The following is an 18654-nucleotide window of genomic DNA, read 5'->3' as shown; positions in this document are numbered from 1 at the left end:
GAAACCATGGCACAAGCAACTACGGCAACATCTAACGGAACTACCTCCATCCCGGCCGAGAAGGTTTCCGGACCTTGGCGCGATGCGTGGAGAGCGTTCCGCAAGAATAAAATCGCGATGGTGGGCCTCATCATGATCGGCTTCTTCATCTTAATCGCGCTACTGGCCCCGGTCATCGCCCCTTATGAATACGATACGCAGGCACTACGTGATCGATTGAAGGCTCCGTCCTCGGCCCATTGGTTCGGGACAGACGATCTCGGGCGGGATTTGTTTACCCGCGTGCTATACGGCGCCCGCATCTCCTTGTGGGTGGGGACGTTTTCCGTGGTGGGATCGATTATTCTGGGGACGCTGTTCGGCATTTTGGCGGGATTCTATGGCAAATGGATCGATATGGTGATCTCGCGCTTATTCGATATTTTGCTGGCGTTCCCAAGCATTTTGCTGGCGATCGCGATCGTGGCCATTCTTGGCCCGTCTCTGCAGAACGCGCTGCTCGCCATCGCTATCGTTAACATTCCGACCTATGGCCGGCTAGTTCGGGCGAAGGTATTGAGTTTGAAAAATGAAGAGTATATTACCGCCGCTCGTGCAATCGGGATGAAGAACAGCGCGATTTTGCTGCGGCACATCCTGCCCAACAGCTTGACGCCGATTATCGTACAGGGCACTTTAGGTATCGCCACAGCGATCATCGAAGCAGCCGCCCTTGGCTTCCTCGGTCTAGGAGCGCAGCCGCCTACACCGGAATGGGGCAAAATGCTGTCCGACTCGCGTCAGTTTATCGCCACCGCTCCGTGGACGGTCGTATTCCCGGGGGTTTCGATCATGCTGACTGTACTTGCGTTTAACCTGATGGGCGACGGTTTGCGCGACGCACTGGATCCTCGGATGAAGAGTTAAGTTGTTAAGAATCGACTGCCGGGAGGTTTCCCGGCAGTTTTTTTGTGTGCTGTGCCTAATATACGGAGTATGAGTTTGCGGGTATAATTTAGGCGTAAGCTAAAGAGAGTGGCAAGGATGAGGAGGCGGCGGGATGGCCAGAAAAGCTAGAAAAGTGACGATTGTCGGATCCGGTCTGGTCGGAACGGCTTGCGCTTATTCCATGATCAACCAATCGGTCTGCGACGAGATCATGATGATTGATCGGACGTATGATCGCGCGGTGGCGCATGCGCTGGATTTATCGCATTGCATGGATTTTACGCAAGCTCGCACGAAAGTTTCGGCCGGCCGGCTGGAAGATTGCCGCGATATGGATGTGGTTGTACTGACAGCGGGGGCGAATCCGAAGCCAGGGCAAACGAGACTGGACGTCTTGGAAGAGGCGGAAAAAATCACGCGGGATATCGTCAGTCGCATTGTCGGCGGAGGGTTTGACGGGGTATTTGTTGTAGCCGCAAATCCGGTCGATATCGTCACGTACATCGTGCGCGAGGTATCCGGGTTCCCGAGGAATCGAGTGATCGGCACCGGCACCTCGATCGATTCAGCCCGGCTGAAAACGCTGCTGTCGGAGGTGTTTTCGATCGACCCGCGCAGCGTTAACGGGTACGCGATGGGCGAGCACGGCGAATCGCAGTTTGTCGCCTGGTCACATGTCACGATAGGTGGGAAGCCGCTGTTGCACATTCTGGAGCAGCACAAGGAGCGGTTCCGCCACGTCGATTTGGACGAAATTGCGCAGAAGACCAAGGACGCAGGCTGGGAAATATTTACGCGCAAGGGCAATACGCAGTTCGGGATCGGCAATGCGCTGGCCTACATCGTGCGATCCATACTGAATGATGAGCATAAGATCATCGCCGTCTCCGCTGTATTGGAGGGAGAGTACGGGCAGACGGGCGTCTGCGCCGGGGTGCCCGCCATCATTGGCGATGGTGGGATCGAAGAGGTACTGGAGTTGAACTTGACTTGGGAGGAACAGCGCAAATTCGCGCATTCCTGCGGGATTATGAAGACGGCGATCGCCAGTCTCCACGCTTAATCTGCGGCTGCAGGTAATTGGCAGCCTCTGAGCATCGATCCGAACGGATCGGTGCTCTTTTTTTCTGAAGAGGTGTGTACCTTCATCATGTAAGTTCCGGGTGGGAGCGTTAGATCATCCTCAAGGAGGTTCTGCCGGAAGGCTTCTTCATTATATAGTAGAAAAAAAGCTGAAGGAGGTCCCGGAAACGACGGGGGACATCGTGATATCCATTCTGGCGGAGCTCGGGGACGATGCGGCCAGCCAGGCGATCGGCATTTTTGTGGAGGGATTTTACGACACGCTGCGTATCTTCTCGGTGAACCCGGTTAGATTGGCGAAGGAGGCCCGGTGAAGAGGGGGGGCAGTCGGTTAAACGACGAGCTCATTCCTGGCTATGGTGGATGATAATGGAATGTTTAGGACTTTACAGGAACATACATTCGGTTTATGATGAGAGAAGTTAAGCATAGGGAGGGTATTCATATGCCATTTTGCAAGGTAAGCCAAGCAGAACTTTATTATGAAGAGAAGGGTTCGGGGCGCCCGATCGTGATGATTCACGGTTTCACGCCCGATCATCGGCTGATGAGCGGCTGTATGGAGCCGGTGTTCGAGAAGCGTGAAGGTTGGCGGCGGATCTACCTTGATTTACCGGGGATGGGGCGCTCACGCAATTATGCGGATATCGAGAGTACGGACGGGATGCTGGACGCCGTGCTGGAACTGATCGACAAGCTGATCCCCGAATCGAACTTCGCGGTAGCCGGCGAGTCATACGGTGGGTATTTGACAAGAGGGATCATTGCCCGTCGGTCTCAGCGAGTCGAGGGTGCGGCGTTGATTTGCCCTATGGTTGTACCGGACAAGGAGCGCGCGTTACCACCGCATACAGTATTTTACGAGGACCCGATGCTAATTGCCGAACTACAACCCGAGGAGTACGCGGATTTTCGCTCGATGGGGGTTGTTTTAGACCGACGCGCTTGGGAAAGGTATGCCGAGGAGATCGTCCCCGGGTGCCGTCTGGCGGATGCGGCTTTTTTGGACAAGATTCGGAAGCGGTATGGGTTTTCTTTTTCCATCGATCAGGAGGCGTTTGCAGCTCCTTCGTTATTCTTGCTCGGCAAGCAGGATGCGACGGTTGGGTATGCCGATGCGCTTCAATTATTGGAGCAGTATCCACGCGGTACGTTTGCCGTCATGGATCGGGCGGGACACAACCTACAGATCGATCAGGAAAATGCGTTTAACGTGTTGGTGAACGAGTGGCTGGATCGGGTTGAAGAAGCTTGGGATAAGGAATGATGAGTTGAGATCGGGTTGTGGTAGGCAGACTAGAATACGATTTTGACTGACCCGGGTGAAATTTGGTGGAGGTGTTCCGGAACGTATGAGTTCAAGACCAAGCCTTTAACTCGCGCCGGATGATCCTGCCTGAAGAAAAGTCGCCAATATCGATGTGGACGTGTGGCGTGAATGAATCCGGCAGTCGGTCGAGCATTTGCAGAGGTTGTATCCGAACGAGAGTAGAGGGAATTAGTTAGTAAACGGCTCTTTCTTTGTGTCGGAAACGGCGCGGGGGCGGGGAGTGGGGCGCAGGGTGGCGGCGTTCGTTTGAAATGTATGCGAAAAATCGAATAGAATCCGCGGATTCCAGAGTTTTTGGCGAATTATAGCTGATTTTTCATACATATTTGACCTGGCGGAGGCTAAAAGCCCAAAATCTATATGAAATTTCGTATAGAATTCACGATATCTGCCGTTTTGATTTGAATATAATCGAAATTTCGAATAGATTTCGGCGGCAGCAACGACCAGGCTTCGACGAACCCTTAGGGGTTCTCATCCCAACCTGGGATATATCCAAAAAGAGCACCCATATGGGTGCTCTTTTTGTACCAGTCGGGGTACTCTCGCAGCGCTCGAGACTCCGCTCAACCGCCCCGCTTGGGCGGGCGGCTTCGCTTCGACGAACCCCCACCGGGGGTTCTCATCCCAACCTGTGAATGCAAAAACACTCTCCATTAGGAGAGTGTTTTTAGTTACGTCCCAGGAGGGATTCGAACCCCCGACCGACGGCTTAGAAGGCCGTTGCTCTATCCAGCTGAGCTACTGGGACATCTTCAATATGAAAAACACAAGCAAAAAATATTATATCATATGAAGTGTGCAGGATCAAGAACCATAAGATAAAATTGGCAGGAGCGCTACAGACGCATGATCTAGGCGCCCAGGGCTACCCGCTCAGACATAAGGTTTTTGTCTTCGCCGGGGACTATGCTATAATCTCAATTAATTGCTATTCGGATGAAAGGAGGTGCCCTTATCAGCAGTTTACGACCCGATGAGAAAGACAACATCGTCTTGTTTCCAAAAACACTGGATTACTATCAGATCGAGTTGACCCGCATGCTGGAGACGGAAAGATACGGGGAGGCCGTAGAACTTCTGCAGTTCCTGCTTCAGTGCCAGGGTGAGGATCCACGGCATTACGAGGAATGGCAGGCTTTGCTTGACTGGCTGATTGGCGCATTTCCCGCGCTGAAGAACGGCATGACGGATTCGCAGGGTCTCGAGGATGAAGATGAAACCGAAGAAATGTTGGCACGCCGGCTCGCAGAGGCCAAACTGGCTGAAGATGCGGGTTATGCGGACAAATTATTACATACCGTGAGGGACAAACCGCTATCGGAACAGACGTTTCTGGCTCTTGAACAACTCGCTTACCTGGATCGGCCAGAAGTTGATGATGCGCTGATCGGATGGATTACCCGGGAGGAGCTTCATCCGCTACTCCAATACCGGGTGCTGCAAACGCTGCGACGCCGTGGAACGACAGGGACGCTGGTATTTACGCGCGGAGGCGAGCGGGTGGAGGTGGAGATCGAAGCCGTCCCGCTTAAACCGGAGGATTTCCCCCCTGCCGTGCAGTCCGTATTGGACCGCGTAGGAGATCTGACGCAGGTTCATGATCCGACTCTTTTTTATTTCGCCCAAGAGTTATGGTCGCAGTTCGTCATGGCTTTATACGGAACGGTGGATTATCGTTCGCTCCTAAGCGAGGAAGATTCGGTGATCGATATTTGGGCGGCAGCATTACATCAAATGGTAGCGGATAGCTTGTCCGGCAGCCAAACTGATGAGGAAATTCGCGCCATGTACGGGATTACCGATGGGCTGCGGCTTCGGTATGAGCAGATCTGCCGGTTGCTCGGCAAATTCGTCGCTTCGGGGCGGCTTCGCGGAATGTAGCGGGTGGGACAAGAAAGAGGATCATTCTATGAAGCTTGTAAAAATCCGTTTGCCGCACCCAATACCTGGCTAAGGATCGGCTCTTGTAAAAAGATGTTTTGTTGTTTATAATATAATGGTTATTCTGATCGTGCTCATAGAGACAGCTATACTGGAACCCTAATGCAAGATGCCTCGAAATAGCTGCTTTATTCGCGATTCGGTTTCAGTATTTAAAGTATATGTGAAATTTGGAGGGGAAGGCATAAAATGAAAGCAACTTGGGAAAAAATAGAGAAGAACCTCGGCGTACTCGAGGTTGAAGTGGAGGCGGACCGTGTAGCCGTCGCACTGGATAAAGCTTTTCAAAAAGTAGCAAAGAGAGCGAACGTACCTGGCTTCCGTAAGGGTAAAGTGCCTCGGCCGATTTTTGAAGCGCGTTTTGGCGTGGAAAGCTTGTATCAAGATGCCATCGACATCTTGCTGCCTGAAGTGTACAGCGAAGCTGTAGATCAAACGGATATTTTCCCGGTGGATCGTCCTGAAGTGGACGTTGAGCAATTTGCTAAAGGACAACCTTTCAAGTTCAAAGCAAAAATCACAGTTAAACCTGAAGTGAAACTTGGCGATTACAAAGGCGTAGAAGTTCCTGCCGTTACCGTTGAAGTCAGCGAAGACGAACTCAACAGTGAACTGGAGCGTCTGCAACAACGTCATGCAGAGCTTGTTGTGGTTGACGAAGAACCAGCCCAAAACGGGGATACGGTTGTTATCGACTTTGACGGTTCCGTAGACGGTGTGCCTTTCGAAGGCGGTCAAGCAGAACGTTATTCCTTGGAACTCGGAAGCAACACGTTTATTCCTGGATTTGAGGAACAAGTGGTAGGTCTAGCTACCGGCGACTTTAAGGACGTAACAGTCACTTTCCCGGACACGTACCATGCCGAAGAACTGGCTGGCAAAGAAGCCGTGTTCAAAGTGAAAGTGCATGAAATCAAACGCAAACAACTGCCTGAACTGGACGATGAGTTCGCGAAAGACGTTAGCGAGTTCGATACGCTTGCTGAGTTCAAGGAAGACCTGAAGAAACAACTGAGCTCCCGCAAAGAGCAAGAAGCGAAGTCAACTCGTGAAGGGGCACTCGTTGATAAAATCGGCGAGAATGCGGAAGTAGAAATTCCGGAAGCCATGATCAATGGCGAAGTGGATAACATGGTTCGCGACTTCGACAACCGTCTTCGCTCGCAAGGCATGAACCTGGACATGTTCCTGGGCTTCTCCGGCCAAACGGTGGATGACCTCAGAGGACAAATGCAGGGAGATGCCGAGAAACGCGTTCGCAACAACCTGGTGCTTGAAGCGATTGCGAAGGCTGAGAAGATCGAAGTGACTCAAGACGAAATCAACAAAGAACTGAACGATATGGCGGAAGCTTACAAGCGTACGCCGGAAGAAATCCGCAACATCTTGGCGGCGAATGGTTCTTTGGGCAGCTTGAACGAGGAGATTCTGATCCGCAAGACGATCGAGTTCTTGCTGGAGAACAGCAAAGAAGTTCCAGCCGAGCAAGCGGAAGCAAAGTCTAAAGAAGCTAAACCGGCTGCAAAGAAAACGACGAAGAAATCGACGAAAGCTGAATCGAAAGCAGACGCCGACAAAACCGAAGCCGAAGAAGCCCAAGACGAAGAGTAATTCACTCTAGCCTTGAACCCGCTTCTTTGAATACATCACGATAAAAGTTAGGGCACGTATGATAAAATGCGTGCCTTAATTTTTCATCTCCGAACGATACATTTATTTCCATTACGCACGGGACAAGCCTTAGGTTATATAATGTGTAAAAACAAACATAAACTGTACGGGGCGAAAAATGACATGGGGCTTCGAACATGATAGAATGTTTTACGTAAGCGTAAGGGAAATTGATAAGGAAAAGAGGTTGGTCGCATGAGTCTGGTACCTATGGTCGTAGAACAAACGAATCGAGGAGAACGGTCGTACGACATCTATTCAAGACTCCTTAAAGATCGCATTATTTTTCTCAGCAACGCTATTGATGATGAAGTTGCCAATCTCGTGATTGCCCAACTGTTGTTTTTGGCGGCCGAAGATCCTGAGAAAGATATTCACCTGTACATCAATTCTCCGGGTGGTTCCGTTACCGCGGGGATGGGTATATATGATACGATGCAGTTTATCAAACCTGATGTGTCCACCATCTGCGTGGGTATGGCGGCCAGTATGGGATCGCTGCTGCTGACGGCGGGGGCCCCGGGTAAGCGTTTCGCGCTTCCAAACAGCGAAGTGATGATCCACCAGCCGCTTGGCGGCGTTCGCGGTCAGGCGACGGATATTAAAATTCATGCCGACTGGATCATCAAGACGAGACAAAAACTGAACCAGATCTATGTAGATCGTACGGGTCAACCCCTTGAAAAAATCGAGCGCGATACGGACCGCGACTTCTTCATGAGCGCGGATGAAGCCAAGGACTACGGGATTATCGACAAGGTTATCTCCAAGCCCACTAATCTATAAAGGGGTGTTTACATGTTTAAGTTTAACGATGAAAAAGGACAACTGAAATGCTCGTTCTGCGGCAAATCGCAAGAACAGGTACGCAAGCTTGTTGCCGGACCCGGCGTTTATATATGCGACGAATGCATTGAGCTGTGCACGGAAATCGTGGAAGAAGAGCTTGGCCACGAGGAAGAACTGGATCTCAAGGAAATTCCGAAGCCCAAGGAAATCCGCGATATTTTGGACCAGTACGTCATCGGCCAGGAGCAAGCGAAGAAATCGCTGTCCGTTGCGGTTTACAACCACTACAAGCGGGTGAACACGCAAAGCAAGATCGAGGATGTCGAGCTGCAGAAGAGTAACATTTTGCTGCTCGGTCCTACGGGTTCGGGGAAAACCCTCCTTGCCCAAACGATGGCGAAAATCCTGAATGTACCGTTCGCGATCGCCGATGCGACTTCCTTGACCGAAGCCGGCTATGTCGGCGAAGACGTCGAGAATATCCTCCTGAAGCTGATTCAAGCTGCTGATTATGATGTGGAAAAAGCGGAACGCGGCATCATTTACATCGACGAAATCGATAAAGTAGCGCGTAAATCGGAGAATCCTTCGATTACCCGCGACGTTTCCGGCGAAGGCGTGCAGCAGGCGCTGCTGAAAATTCTGGAAGGTACGGTCGCTTCCGTTCCTCCTCAAGGCGGACGTAAACATCCGCATCAGGAATTTATCCAAATCGATACGACGAATATTTTGTTCATTTGCGGCGGCGCGTTTGATGGTCTGGAGCAAATGATCAAACGCCGGATCGGCAAGAAAGTCATTGGCTTTAATGCGGTCAGCGATGGGCAAAAGGATCTTAAACCGGGCGAATATCTGTCGATGGTATTGCCGGAAGACCTGCTGAAATTCGGGTTGATCCCGGAATTCGTAGGCCGTTTGCCGGTCATCTCGACCCTCGAGCCGCTGGATGAGAAGACGCTGGTTCGCATTTTGTCCGAACCGAAGAATGCGCTGGTGAAGCAATACCAGAAGCTGCTCGAGCTGGACAACGTCAACCTGCAATTTGAACCGAAGGCGCTGGAAGCGATCGCTCAGGAAGCGATTAAGCGTAATACCGGGGCGCGTGGTCTTCGTGCAATCATTGAGGGCATTATGCTTGACGTGATGTATGAAGTACCGTCCCGCGACGATATTTCCGACTGCGTCATCACCGAGAAGGTCGTTCAGGAGAAAACCGTTCCTGAATTGGCCGCTAAGCCAAACAAAAAACAAGAAGAAAGCGCGTAAGCGGGAAACCGTTTGTTCACGCTAAAATAAAGGTCAAGGTTCTCCACCTTTGCGGTTGTCGTGCCCTCAGAAAGCGCGGCTCCTGCGGGGGTGGAGCTTTGATCGTTATGGGAGAGACCAGACATGACATTCTTGAGACAAGATACGCGGCCGGTCAAAGTCGGGAATCTGACGATCGGCGGCAGCAACGAAGTTATCATTCAAAGCATGTGTACGACGAAAACAGCGGACGTTGAAGCGACAGTCGCGGAAATCCTCCGGTTGGAGGAAGCGGGTTGCCAGCTGGTACGCGTGACGGTGAACAATGAGGAAGCGGCTGCGGCGATCAAGGAAATCAAGAAACGGATTCATATCCCTCTGGTTGCGGACATTCACTTCAACTACAAGCTGGCGCTGCTGGCAATCGAAAACGGCATCGACAAGGTCCGGATTAATCCGGGCAACATCGGCCGCCGAGAGAAGGTTGAGGCCGTTGTTAAAGCTTGTAAGGAACGCGGCATCCCGATTCGGATCGGGGTAAACGCCGGCTCGCTGGAGAACCATTTGCTTGAGAAATACGGTTATCCGACCCCGGAAGCGATGGTGGAGAGCGCTTTGTTCCATATTGGCATTCTGGAGGAGCTGGACTTCCATGATATTATCGTATCGCTGAAGGCTTCAGATGTCCCGATGGCAATCGCAGCCTACACCAAAGCGGCTGAGGTGATTCCTTACCCGCTGCATCTGGGTATTACAGAAGCCGGTACCTTGTTCTCCGGTACGGTTAAGAGCGCAGCCGGTATCGGTGCCCTCTTGTCGATGGGCCTTGGCTCGACGGTACGTATCTCGCTAAGCGCCGACCCGGTAGAGGAAGTGAAGGTAGCGCGCGAGCTATTGAAGACGTTTGGGCTGATCACCAACGCTGCGACGCTCGTCTCTTGCCCAACCTGCGGGCGCCTGGATATCGACCTGTTCTCGATCGCCAATGAGGTTGAAGCCTATATCTCGAACCTGAAGGTACCGATCAAGGTATCTGTACTCGGTTGCGCCGTCAACGGCCCCGGGGAAGCACGCGAAGCGGATATCGGTATTGCCGGCGCACGCGGGGAAGGGCTGCTGTTCCGCTACGGAGAAATGATTCGCAAGGTGCCGGAAGCCGAGTTGCTGAACGAGTTGAAGAAAGAGATCGATCATATCGTTGAGGTGTACGAGGCGACCGGTGAAATTCCGGGACGCAAGGAACACCGGGCCCACGTCCAGTCCTAATTCGAGGTTACCCCAAACCGCAATCTGCTTGATGCAGGCTGCGGTTTTTTGTAATACCACTTGAAAATCCTTGTTTTACCTTGGAGCGAAAAGGCTATACTACCAAGTATCAGTCCAAGAGGTTGTTCAAAAAGTCGTTTGACTTCTTGAACAAGCAGTATAAGTGTGGGAGGCGTAACGCGTATGGATTTTAATGTTATCCTGATGGCGGTCCAAATGTTCTTTGCCGTAGTCATCGGGCTTTATTTCTGGAATCAACTGCGTAGTCAAAAAGGGAATCGACTCGCGGTGGACCGGGAATCGCGCAAGGAAATGGAAAAATTACGCAAGCTTCGGGCCGTCTCGCTCACCAAGCCGCTTGCGGAGCGAACCCGTCCAGCCTCGATGAACGACATCGTTGGGCAGAAGGACGGTTTGCGTGCGCTTAAAGCGGCGCTTTGCAGCGCCAACCCGCAGCATGTGATCATTTACGGGCCGCCAGGCGTAGGTAAAACAGCAGCGGCACGCGTTGTGATGGAGGAGGCCAAGAAAAATCCGGTCTCTCCGTTTAAAACCGATGCCAAATTTATGGAAATCGACGCAACCATCGCACGATTTGATGAACGCGGCATCGCTGACCCGTTGATCGGTTCGGTGCATGATCCGATTTACCAAGGGGCGGGGGCCATGGGCGTTGCCGGCATTCCGCAGCCTAAACCCGGGGCGGTCACGAAAGCCCATGGCGGCATTTTGTTTATCGATGAAATCGGCGAATTGCATTCGATTCAAATGAATAAACTGTTGAAGGTCTTGGAGGACCGCAAGGTGTTTCTGGAGAGTGCGTATTATAACTCTGAAGATGCAAATACGCCGGCGTATATCCACGATATTTTCCAAAATGGGTTGCCTGCGGATTTCCGTCTGGTAGGGGCGACAACCCGTTCGCCGCAAGAGATTCCGGCTGCCCTGCGTTCGCGGTGTATGGAAATCTATTTCCGCCCGTTGCTGCCGGAGGAAATTTCCCAAATCGCCGAGGATGCCGTGAAGCGGATTGGCTTCCAGCCTTGTCCGGAAGCGGTGGAGGTCATCAAGAAATATGCGACTAACGGCCGCGAAGCCGTTAATATGGTCCAATTGGCCGCTGGCCTTGCCCTCACCGAAAAGCGCGACCATCTGATGGCGTCGGATCTGGAGTGGGTGGCAACAAGCAGCCAGCTTGCGCCGCGCCCGGACCGCAAAATTCCGGCACAACCTGCGGTTGGCGTCGTCAACGGACTGGCCGTGTACGGCGCGAACATGGGCACGTTGCTAGAGATCGAAGCGACGGCCGTTCCGGCTGAAAAGGGCAAAGGCCTTTACAATATTACCGGCGTTGTGGACGAAGAGGAAATTGGCGGAGGCAGCCGTACGTTACGCCGCAAGAGTATGGCGAAAGGGTCGGTGGAGAACGTTCTGACCGTTCTGCAGCGGATCGGCCTGAACCCATCGAACTATCACCTTCATATCAACTTTCCGGGCGGAACCCCAATCGACGGTCCGTCCGCCGGGCTCGCCATTGCCACCGCCATTGCGTCGGCGATCAAGCAAGTCCCGGTGAACCATCAGATCGCCATGACCGGCGAGCTGGGGATCCACGGCAAAGTGAAGCCGGTTGGCGGCGTTGTGGCTAAGGTGGAGGCGGCGTTTCAGGCAGGCGCGACTACAGTGTTGATTCCGAAGGACAACTGGCAAACGTTATTCGAAGGGTTGGAAGGGCTGCAGGTCATTGCCGTCGAGACATTAGGAGATGTGTTCCGCCATGTCTTTGGTCCCGAAGCGGAGAAGAACCTCGAGCTGCCGATTGGCGGAGAGTTGTTTGCCCCGGCAACCGCACCTGCGCCTTTCCTGCATGCGGAGTCTCCTTCGCAAGGCGGGGCGATGTAACCGGGGAAGATACGAATTCGATAACGTCCGGCTCGTTTGCTTTCCGGGGGGGCGGCTGCCTGAAGCGGCCGCTCCTCGTTGGTGTTTTTATGTAACATTTGCTAAAATAGCAATGATATCAACAGAGAACGTTTGGAGGTGCATAAGCGATGGGACCCCATAAATCCAAAGGCCGGCGTTTCCCGCTGCTGCCGCTGCGCGGTCTGCTCGTCTATCCAAGCATGGTGCTGCATTTGGACGTAGGACGGGAGAAATCCGTGAAAGCGCTGGAAAAGGCCATGGTCGAAGATAATCTGATTCTCCTCTGTTCTCAATCGGAAGTGAACATAGAAGAACCAACCCAAGAAGATATCTTTCGCATCGGCACCGTCGCGAAGGTGCGCCAGATGCTGAAATTACCTAACGGTACCATCCGGGTGCTGGTGGAAGGCATGGAACGCGCAGAAATTATCGAATATTTGGATAATGACGAATATTATGAGGTTATGGCCAAAGAACGTCCGGAGGAAGAAACGGTCGATCCGGAAGTTGACGCGCTCATGCGCACGGTGTTAACCCAATTCGAACATTATATCAATTTATCCAAGAAGGTTACGCCGGAGACGCTGGCTGCGGTATCGGACATTGAGGAAGCGGGGCGCCTGGCAGACGTCATTACCAGCCATTTGTCGTTGAAGATCAAAGATAAGCAGGAAATCCTTGAAACGATCGACGTCCGCAAGCGGTTGGAGAAACTCCTCGACATCTTGAATAACGAGCGCGAAGTGCTTGAGTTGGAACGTAAAATCAACCAACGCGTCAAGAAACAAATGGAGAAGACGCAGAAGGAATATTATTTGCGCGAGCAAATGAAAGCGATCCAGAAGGAGCTCGGCGAGAAAGAAGGGCGGGCTGGAGAAGCGGAAGAGCTGCGGACCCAACTCGAGGAGAAAGGGCTGCCGGAGAACGTTCGGGAGAAGGTCGAGAAAGAAATCGATCGCCTGGAGAAAATGCCGGCCAGCTCGGCGGAAGGCGGCGTTATCCGCAATTACGTGGATTGGCTGCTTAGCTTGCCGTGGAGCAACAAGACCGAGGATGACCTGGATCTCGCCAAGGCGGAACAGGTGCTGAATGAAGACCACTATGGTCTGGATAAGCCGAAAGAACGGGTCCTGGAATATTTGGCCGTACAGAAGCTGGTCAAAAAACTGAAAGGGCCGATTCTTTGCCTAGTCGGACCACCGGGGGTCGGGAAAACGTCGTTGGCTCGTTCAATCGCTCGTTCCCTGGGTCGAGAATTCGTCCGCATTTCGCTCGGCGGCGTTCGGGACGAAGCGGAAATCCGTGGACACCGCCGTACCTACGTCGGCGCCATGCCTGGCCGGATTATTCAGGGCATGAAGACGGCAGGCACGCTGAATCCGGTGTTTCTGCTGGACGAAATCGACAAGATGGCCTCCGATTTCCGCGGCGACCCCTCGTCGGCGTTGCTTGAGGTACTGGATCCGGAGCAAAATAACACCTTCTCGGATCATTTTATCGAGGTTCCGTTTGATCTTTCGAACGTCATGTTCATCACGACGGCTAACGCGGTGCATAATATTCCGCGTCCGCTGCTCGATCGGATGGAAACGCTGTTTATTCCCGGTTATACGGAACTGGAGAAGCTCCAGATCGCGAACCGATATTTGCTGCCGAAGCAAAAACGCGAGCATGGGCTGGAACCGGAGCAACTGGCGATCGGTGAAGACGTGTTGCTGAAAGTCATCCGCGAATATACCCGCGAATCCGGCGTCCGTAATTTGGAACAACAGGTGGCCGCATTATGCCGCAAAGCCGCGAAACAGATCGTATCCGAAGACAAGGAGCAAATCTCAATCACCTCGGACACGTTAAAGGATTATCTCGGCCCAGGGAAATTCCGTTACGGCATGGCTGAGCTGGAGGACCAGATTGGCACAGTCACCGGGTTGGCCTGGACGGAGGTCGGCGGAGAAACGCTGGTGATCGAGGTGACGGTCGTGCCAGGCGCCGGGAAGCTCACGCTGACCGGTAAGCTGGGCGATGTCATGAAGGAATCCGCGCAGGCGGCTTTCAGCTACACTCGTTCCAAAGCGGCGGAGCTCGGGATTCCGCTTGATTTTCACGAGAAGAACGATATTCACATCCATATCCCCGAAGGGGCCATTCCGAAAGACGGTCCGTCGGCGGGCATCACGATCGCTACGGCGTTGATCTCGGCCTTAACCAACCGCCACGTTTCCAAGGACGTCGCCATGACCGGCGAAATTACACTGCGCGGACGCGTGCTGCCGATCGGCGGATTGAAAGAGAAATCGCTTGCCGCACATCGGGCGGGCTATCGCAAAGTCCTGATGCCGAAGGACAACGAGCGCGATCTGCGCGACATTCCGGACAGCGTTAAGGAAGATCTGGAGTTCGTGCCGGTGTCCCACATGGACCAAGTGCTCGAGCATGCGCTTGTGGAACATCCCGAAGTGCATTAGCATGAAAGGCGCGGCGGAAGCTTACACCGCGTTCAAGAGAGGAATTGAATGATGAAAGTAACTAAGGCTGAATTTATCATCAGCGCCGTTGGCCCCGATCAATATCCTGAGGACGCCTTGCCGGAAATTGCTCTGGCAGGGCGTTCCAATGTGGGCAAATCGTCGCTGATCAACCGAATGATTAACCGTAAAAATCTGGCGCGCACGAGCTCGACTCCCGGCAAAACCCAGCATCTGAACTATTACCGGATCAATGATCGGGTCTATTTCGTGGACGTGCCAGGCTACGGGTACGCTAAAGTATCTAAGACGCAGCGCGAGGTCTGGGGCAAAATGATCGAGAAGTATTTGCAGGAGCGGGAGACGCTGAAGCTGGTCCTGCAAATCATCGACCTCCGGCATCCGCCAACCAAGGACGACGAGTTGATGTACGATTGGTTGAAGGCGTACGATCTACCCGTTTGCGTCGTTGCGACCAAAGCGGACAAGATTCCGAAATCGCGCTGGCAAAAGCATCTGAAGATCATCAAGGAAGGGCTGGTACTGCGGGCGGGCGATCCGCTGATTCTCTTTTCCGCGGAAGAGGGGATTGGAAAGGACGAGCTATGGGCGCAGATCGCGCGGTATGCTGAACTTTCGGAGGAATCAGAGGATAGGATTCCGGACGGCGAGGAAGCCGAAAATGGAAAAAGTTAAGAATTCGATGGATGCGGAAGGGATTTGAAGTAGTTTCAGCAGGAAAGTGAGCATGCAGCGGGATAGTTCAGGATAAAAACGGCTTAGTGCCGTTTTTTCTGAAAAATGGCAAGAATTCACGTTTTGGCAGCTGAGCGTACGGCAGGAATCGTAGTGTATAATTATGATAAAGCGATTTAAGAATTGAGGAGATTTGTATGGCTCAGCGGTTAGCCACAGAGTATGTCAATGCCAGTATGCGTTTAACGGAAGTCCAGATGTCGCAGTTCGTTCACAAAGTATACGATCCTCACGTACGTCAGCGGGTCAAGGTGCTAGACAACGGTGGGCAAGTGGTCGTGCTGGAGGATGACGGCGGAGAAGAAGTGCATCTGCCATTTGAACGTAAGGACGGTTATTATGTCTGCGAAATGTCTTTCCGCTTGGAAAAACCCCATTTAACGAACGTGATGAGACTGCTGTTCGCAGCTTTTAAAGGCTCCGGCATGGTCACTCGAATTTATAACGGATTCATGATGATGTATTATTATCAGGAAGGTCGGGTTCGCAAAATTGTCGAGTATTCCCGAGACTCCTATAAGCTGGTGTTCGAGTTCAAGGATGCGACGGCAGAGTTGCAGCAGGTGTACCGGAATAACGATGTCGAGTTGGAAATCGCCCGTATCCGGAAGGACGTGAATACGCTGCTTGATCGACGATTTATTGCCAGCGAAGCGGACGTGGATCGCATTGACGATGAATTGCGCCATTGCTCGCGCAGATTGTTCGTTCTCGAAGCTTAAAAAATTTATGCCGTTTATCCACTTGGCTGAAGTCACCTGTGGGAGGGCGGCAACATAATGTACTAGTGATAACTACCCTGATAACAGGGTAGTTTTTTATTCCAAATACCGCAGGCGGAAGCGGCTTTTCCACCAGAAAAAATAAGTTGCATTTGTCCTCAAAAGATGTTATTTTTAATCTCGTTGAAAAGAATATAGGAACCAGGATTCACTCAGGACATGGAGATGTTGCGAGAGATTTTTCCCTCGAGAAGTGAATGACGTAGGTCCTAGCGGATGAAATTTTTCAAACATTTTGTTCCTAGGAAGGGGGAGCCGGAAGATGGAATATTCAACTTTCGGAAGACACGTTGCGGTTGATGCTTGGGGAGTCGACTTTGAGGTGCTGAACAACGCAGGGTTGTTGGAAGCTCACCTGGTGGAAGCTGCAGAAGCCTGTGGAGCCACCGTGCTGTCCATTCAGTCCAGACAGTTCGAGCCGCAGGGTGCTACTGTTCTTGTGATGTTGTCGGAAAGCCATCTCTCGATTCACACGTATCCTGAGAGAGGGTTTGTTGCCATTGATTGCTACACTTGCGGGGAAATGGTTGATCCGCAGCTGGCGATTGATTACCTGGTGACCGTCTTGAATCCAGAGAAAACGTACGCGAAGAAACTAATTCGGGGTTTGGGCGAGCTGGAAGTCGCCGAACCGGACTCCAATCGGGCCGAATTCGTCTAAACATTGATAGATTTTCGGAAATATGGGTAAAATAGGATAACCATGGAGCTTCCATGGTTATTTGTTTTGACGGTATGAAATTCATAAATAATTCATAAAAAACTCATAGAAACTGCCGGGGAGTTTGGGACTACTGTGATATAATTAACATAGTTTGTTTTCGGTAAATGCTATTGACATCTTTTTCAAGGCAGGTGAACTTGCAATGCACATCGTCGTAGTTGGGTTAAACTATCGGACGGCGCCTGTGGAAGTCAGGGAACGCTTTTCTTTTGCGGACAAGGATATGCCGCAAGCGCTGCAGGAGCTCTTACGCACCAAGAGTGTATTGGAAGGCGTGATTATCGCCACCTGCAATCGTACGGAAATCTATGTTGTGGTTGATCGTCTACACATGTGCGGGGCGTTCATTCGCAGTTTTATGGAACGTTGGTTCGGGGTTCCTCGCGAAGAATTTACCCGTCATTTATATATGTATGAAGATGAACAAGCGATACGCCATCTGTTCCGTGTCGCATGTGGTTTGGATTCAATGGTGTTGGGGGAAACGCAAATCCTCGGTCAGGTGAAGAATGCGTTTCTGGTGTCGCAAAGCGAGAAAGGGACCGGAACGTGGTTTAATATGCTGTTCAAACAAGCGGTAACGCTTGGCAAACGGGCCCACTCCGAGACGGCGATCGGCGAAAGTGCGGTGTCGATCAGCTATGCAGCCGTCGAGTTGGGCAAGCGGATTTTCGGCAGCTTTGAAGGGAAACGCGTATTGATCCTAGGTGCCGGCAAAATGAGCGAGCTAACGGCCAAGCATCTGAGCGGGGCTGGCGCGGAAGAAGTGCTGGTGGCCAACCGGACGTACGCTCGTGCTCAGGAGCTTGCCGCGAAATGCGACGGCGTGGCTTGTACGATGCAGGAAGCAATGGAGCGACTGGAAGAGGTCGATATTCTGATCAGCTCGACCGGTGCGGAAGGATATGTCATCACATCGGCGCAGGTTGCCCGGAGTATGAAGGGGCGGCTAGATCGCCCGTTGTTTATGATCGATATTGCCGTGCCGCGGGATATCGAGCCGTCCATTGGCGAGTTGGAGCAGGTATTCCTGTATGATATCGACGATCTTGAAGGGATCGTGGAGAGCAATATGGAGATGCGCCGTGCGGAAGCGGTCAAGATCGAAGGGATGATCGAGGAGGAGATGGCTGCTTTTGCAACCTGGCTACAAACGCTAGGCGTGAAGCCGGTTATCCGAGCGCTGCAGGAGAAAGCTTCCGATATTCATGAAAGCACGCTGGACAGTCTCTTTAACAAGCTGCCGGAGCTGGATGAAAGGCAACGTAAAGTCATTCGCCGACTTACCAAGAGCATTCTTAACCAAATGATGCATGATCCGATCAACCGGATCAAGGAACTGGCTGGGGAAACTCAAGGCACGGAAGCCTTGGAGCTGTTTACCCAAATTTTTGCGCTCGAGGAACGTTTGGATGCACCAAATGAAGCTCCTTCCGGCAAGGAGACCTCGGCGTCATTGGAGTCCAAAGAGATTTTATCAACCCAGGAGTCCGAAGGCTTAACGGATCTCCAAGGTGTGGCCCCAAGCCGAATCCCTTTTGAGCCGGAGTCTTCGCTGCCACTTGCGAAGGTATCCGTATGATCTTAATAAGTTAAACTGCGAGAACGCCCTGAGCCCTCTGCCGTATGCACCGAATCGCAAGGCTGATTCGACGCTAAAGCGGATGGCACAGGGCTTTTTTTGAAGGGATGAACATGGAAAAATGCGGCAGGGTAGGGTATGCTATTAACGAGTTGAGGATAAGGATC

Annotated in this window: 15 protein-coding genes and 1 tRNA gene; 15 read left to right on the top strand and 1 reads right to left on the bottom strand. The window is 52.2% G+C overall.

The window, feature by feature from the left end; all coding sequences use genetic code 11:
• The first annotated feature begins 6 nt into the window (after positions 1 to 6).
• From nikC to MKZ15_RS17945, 4 genes are all read left to right on the top strand, one after another.
• Complete coding sequence (gene nikC / locus MKZ15_RS17960; RefSeq protein ID WP_155606325.1) at positions 7 to 906, top strand: nickel transporter permease; 900 nt, start codon at positions 7 to 9, stop codon at positions 904 to 906.
• Positions 907 to 1039: 133 nt separating this feature from the next.
• Complete coding sequence (locus tag MKZ15_RS17955) at positions 1040 to 1990, top strand: L-lactate dehydrogenase (protein WP_339817215.1); 951 nt, start codon at positions 1040 to 1042, stop codon at positions 1988 to 1990.
• A gap of 202 nt (positions 1991 to 2192) precedes the next feature.
• A complete protein-coding gene (locus MKZ15_RS17950; RefSeq protein WP_272491468.1) occupies positions 2193 to 2324 on the top strand; it encodes a hypothetical protein in 132 nt (43 codons plus the stop codon).
• Between the two features lie 131 nt (positions 2325 to 2455).
• Entirely contained in the window at positions 2456 to 3277 is an 822-nt protein-coding gene (locus MKZ15_RS17945) for an alpha/beta hydrolase (RefSeq protein ID WP_213623358.1), read from the top strand.
• 740 nt (positions 3278 to 4017) lie between these two features.
• On the opposite strand, the gene MKZ15_RS17940 is transcribed toward MKZ15_RS17945, so the two are convergent.
• Positions 4018 to 4091: transfer RNA gene (locus MKZ15_RS17940), tRNA-Arg, on the bottom strand.
• A gap of 188 nt (positions 4092 to 4279) precedes the next feature.
• Here MKZ15_RS17940 and MKZ15_RS17935 point away from each other — a divergent pair.
• The 11 genes from MKZ15_RS17935 to hemA all read left to right on the top strand — a co-directional run bounded on the left by MKZ15_RS17935 (position 4280) and on the right by hemA (position 18487).
• Positions 4280 to 5224 (top strand): hypothetical protein, encoded by a 945-nt coding sequence (locus MKZ15_RS17935; RefSeq protein ID WP_339817213.1) that lies wholly within the window; start codon positions 4280 to 4282, stop codon positions 5222 to 5224.
• A 249-nt stretch (positions 5225 to 5473) separates the two neighbouring features.
• Positions 5474 to 6895 (top strand): trigger factor, encoded by a 1422-nt coding sequence (tig, locus tag MKZ15_RS17930; protein ID WP_193418101.1) that lies wholly within the window; start codon positions 5474 to 5476, stop codon positions 6893 to 6895.
• Between the two features lie 255 nt (positions 6896 to 7150).
• Positions 7151 to 7741, top strand: a complete 591-nt coding sequence (gene clpP, locus MKZ15_RS17925; protein WP_155608615.1) for an ATP-dependent Clp endopeptidase proteolytic subunit ClpP — start codon at positions 7151 to 7153, stop codon at positions 7739 to 7741.
• A 12-nt stretch (positions 7742 to 7753) separates the two neighbouring features.
• Entirely contained in the window at positions 7754 to 9010 is a 1257-nt protein-coding gene (clpX, locus tag MKZ15_RS17920; RefSeq protein WP_155608616.1) for an ATP-dependent protease ATP-binding subunit ClpX, read from the top strand.
• Between the two features lie 123 nt (positions 9011 to 9133).
• Complete coding sequence (gene ispG / locus MKZ15_RS17915; protein ID WP_155608617.1) at positions 9134 to 10255, top strand: flavodoxin-dependent (E)-4-hydroxy-3-methylbut-2-enyl-diphosphate synthase; 1122 nt, start codon at positions 9134 to 9136, stop codon at positions 10253 to 10255.
• 183 nt (positions 10256 to 10438) lie between these two features.
• Positions 10439 to 12157, top strand: a complete 1719-nt coding sequence (gene lonB / locus MKZ15_RS17910; RefSeq protein ID WP_339817210.1) for an ATP-dependent protease LonB — start codon at positions 10439 to 10441, stop codon at positions 12155 to 12157.
• A 149-nt stretch (positions 12158 to 12306) separates the two neighbouring features.
• Positions 12307 to 14643, top strand: a complete 2337-nt coding sequence (gene lon, locus MKZ15_RS17905; RefSeq protein ID WP_339817209.1) for an endopeptidase La — start codon at positions 12307 to 12309, stop codon at positions 14641 to 14643.
• 51 nt (positions 14644 to 14694) lie between these two features.
• Positions 14695 to 15339: a ribosome biogenesis GTP-binding protein YihA/YsxC gene (gene yihA, locus MKZ15_RS17900; RefSeq protein ID WP_213623402.1), complete on the top strand. Its 645-nt coding sequence runs from the start codon at positions 14695 to 14697 to the stop codon at positions 15337 to 15339.
• A gap of 197 nt (positions 15340 to 15536) precedes the next feature.
• Positions 15537 to 16121 carry a non-ribosomal peptide synthetase module gene (locus MKZ15_RS17895; protein WP_339817207.1) on the top strand — a complete coding sequence of 195 codons (585 nt, stop codon included), beginning with the start codon at positions 15537 to 15539 and terminating at the stop codon, positions 16119 to 16121.
• 322 nt (positions 16122 to 16443) lie between these two features.
• Positions 16444 to 16842, top strand: a complete 399-nt coding sequence (speD, locus tag MKZ15_RS17890; protein WP_339817205.1) for an adenosylmethionine decarboxylase — start codon at positions 16444 to 16446, stop codon at positions 16840 to 16842.
• Between the two features lie 205 nt (positions 16843 to 17047).
• A complete protein-coding gene (gene hemA / locus MKZ15_RS17885) occupies positions 17048 to 18487 on the top strand; it encodes a glutamyl-tRNA reductase (RefSeq protein ID WP_213623362.1) in 1440 nt (479 codons plus the stop codon).
• The last annotated feature ends 167 nt before the right edge of the window (positions 18488 to 18654 follow it).

This window comes from Paenibacillus sp. FSL R7-0216 (assembly GCF_037969915.1).
GTDB classification, from domain to species: Bacteria; Bacillota; Bacilli; order Paenibacillales; family Paenibacillaceae; genus Fontibacillus; species Fontibacillus rhizolycopersici.
This window is presented reverse-complemented; position numbering and strand designations above follow the sequence as displayed.

What these genes read in the sequence shown, in the direction of transcription:
- speD (WP_339817205.1), top strand. Translation starts at nt 16,444, where the DNA reads ATGGAATATTCAACTTTCGGAAGACACGTTGCGGTTGATGCTTGGGGA.
- yihA (WP_213623402.1), top strand. Translation starts at nt 14,695, where the DNA reads ATGAAAGTAACTAAGGCTGAATTTATCATCAGCGCCGTTGGCCCCGAT.
- hemA (WP_213623362.1), top strand. Translation starts at nt 17,048, where the DNA reads ATGCACATCGTCGTAGTTGGGTTAAACTATCGGACGGCGCCTGTGGAA.
- tig (WP_193418101.1), top strand. Translation starts at nt 5,474, where the DNA reads ATGAAAGCAACTTGGGAAAAAATAGAGAAGAACCTCGGCGTACTCGAG.
- MKZ15_RS17935 (WP_339817213.1), top strand. Translation starts at nt 4,280, where the DNA reads ATGAAAGGAGGTGCCCTTATCAGCAGTTTACGACCCGATGAGAAAGAC.
- clpP (WP_155608615.1), top strand. Translation starts at nt 7,151, where the DNA reads ATGAGTCTGGTACCTATGGTCGTAGAACAAACGAATCGAGGAGAACGG.
- lonB (WP_339817210.1), top strand. Translation starts at nt 10,439, where the DNA reads ATGGATTTTAATGTTATCCTGATGGCGGTCCAAATGTTCTTTGCCGTA.
- MKZ15_RS17955 (WP_339817215.1), top strand. Translation starts at nt 1,040, where the DNA reads ATGGCCAGAAAAGCTAGAAAAGTGACGATTGTCGGATCCGGTCTGGTC.
- lon (WP_339817209.1), top strand. Translation starts at nt 12,307, where the DNA reads ATGGGACCCCATAAATCCAAAGGCCGGCGTTTCCCGCTGCTGCCGCTG.
- nikC (WP_155606325.1), top strand. Translation starts at nt 7, where the DNA reads ATGGCACAAGCAACTACGGCAACATCTAACGGAACTACCTCCATCCCG.
- ispG (WP_155608617.1), top strand. Translation starts at nt 9,134, where the DNA reads ATGACATTCTTGAGACAAGATACGCGGCCGGTCAAAGTCGGGAATCTG.
- MKZ15_RS17945 (WP_213623358.1), top strand. Translation starts at nt 2,456, where the DNA reads ATGCCATTTTGCAAGGTAAGCCAAGCAGAACTTTATTATGAAGAGAAG.
- MKZ15_RS17895 (WP_339817207.1), top strand. Translation starts at nt 15,537, where the DNA reads ATGGCTCAGCGGTTAGCCACAGAGTATGTCAATGCCAGTATGCGTTTA.
- clpX (WP_155608616.1), top strand. Translation starts at nt 7,754, where the DNA reads ATGTTTAAGTTTAACGATGAAAAAGGACAACTGAAATGCTCGTTCTGC.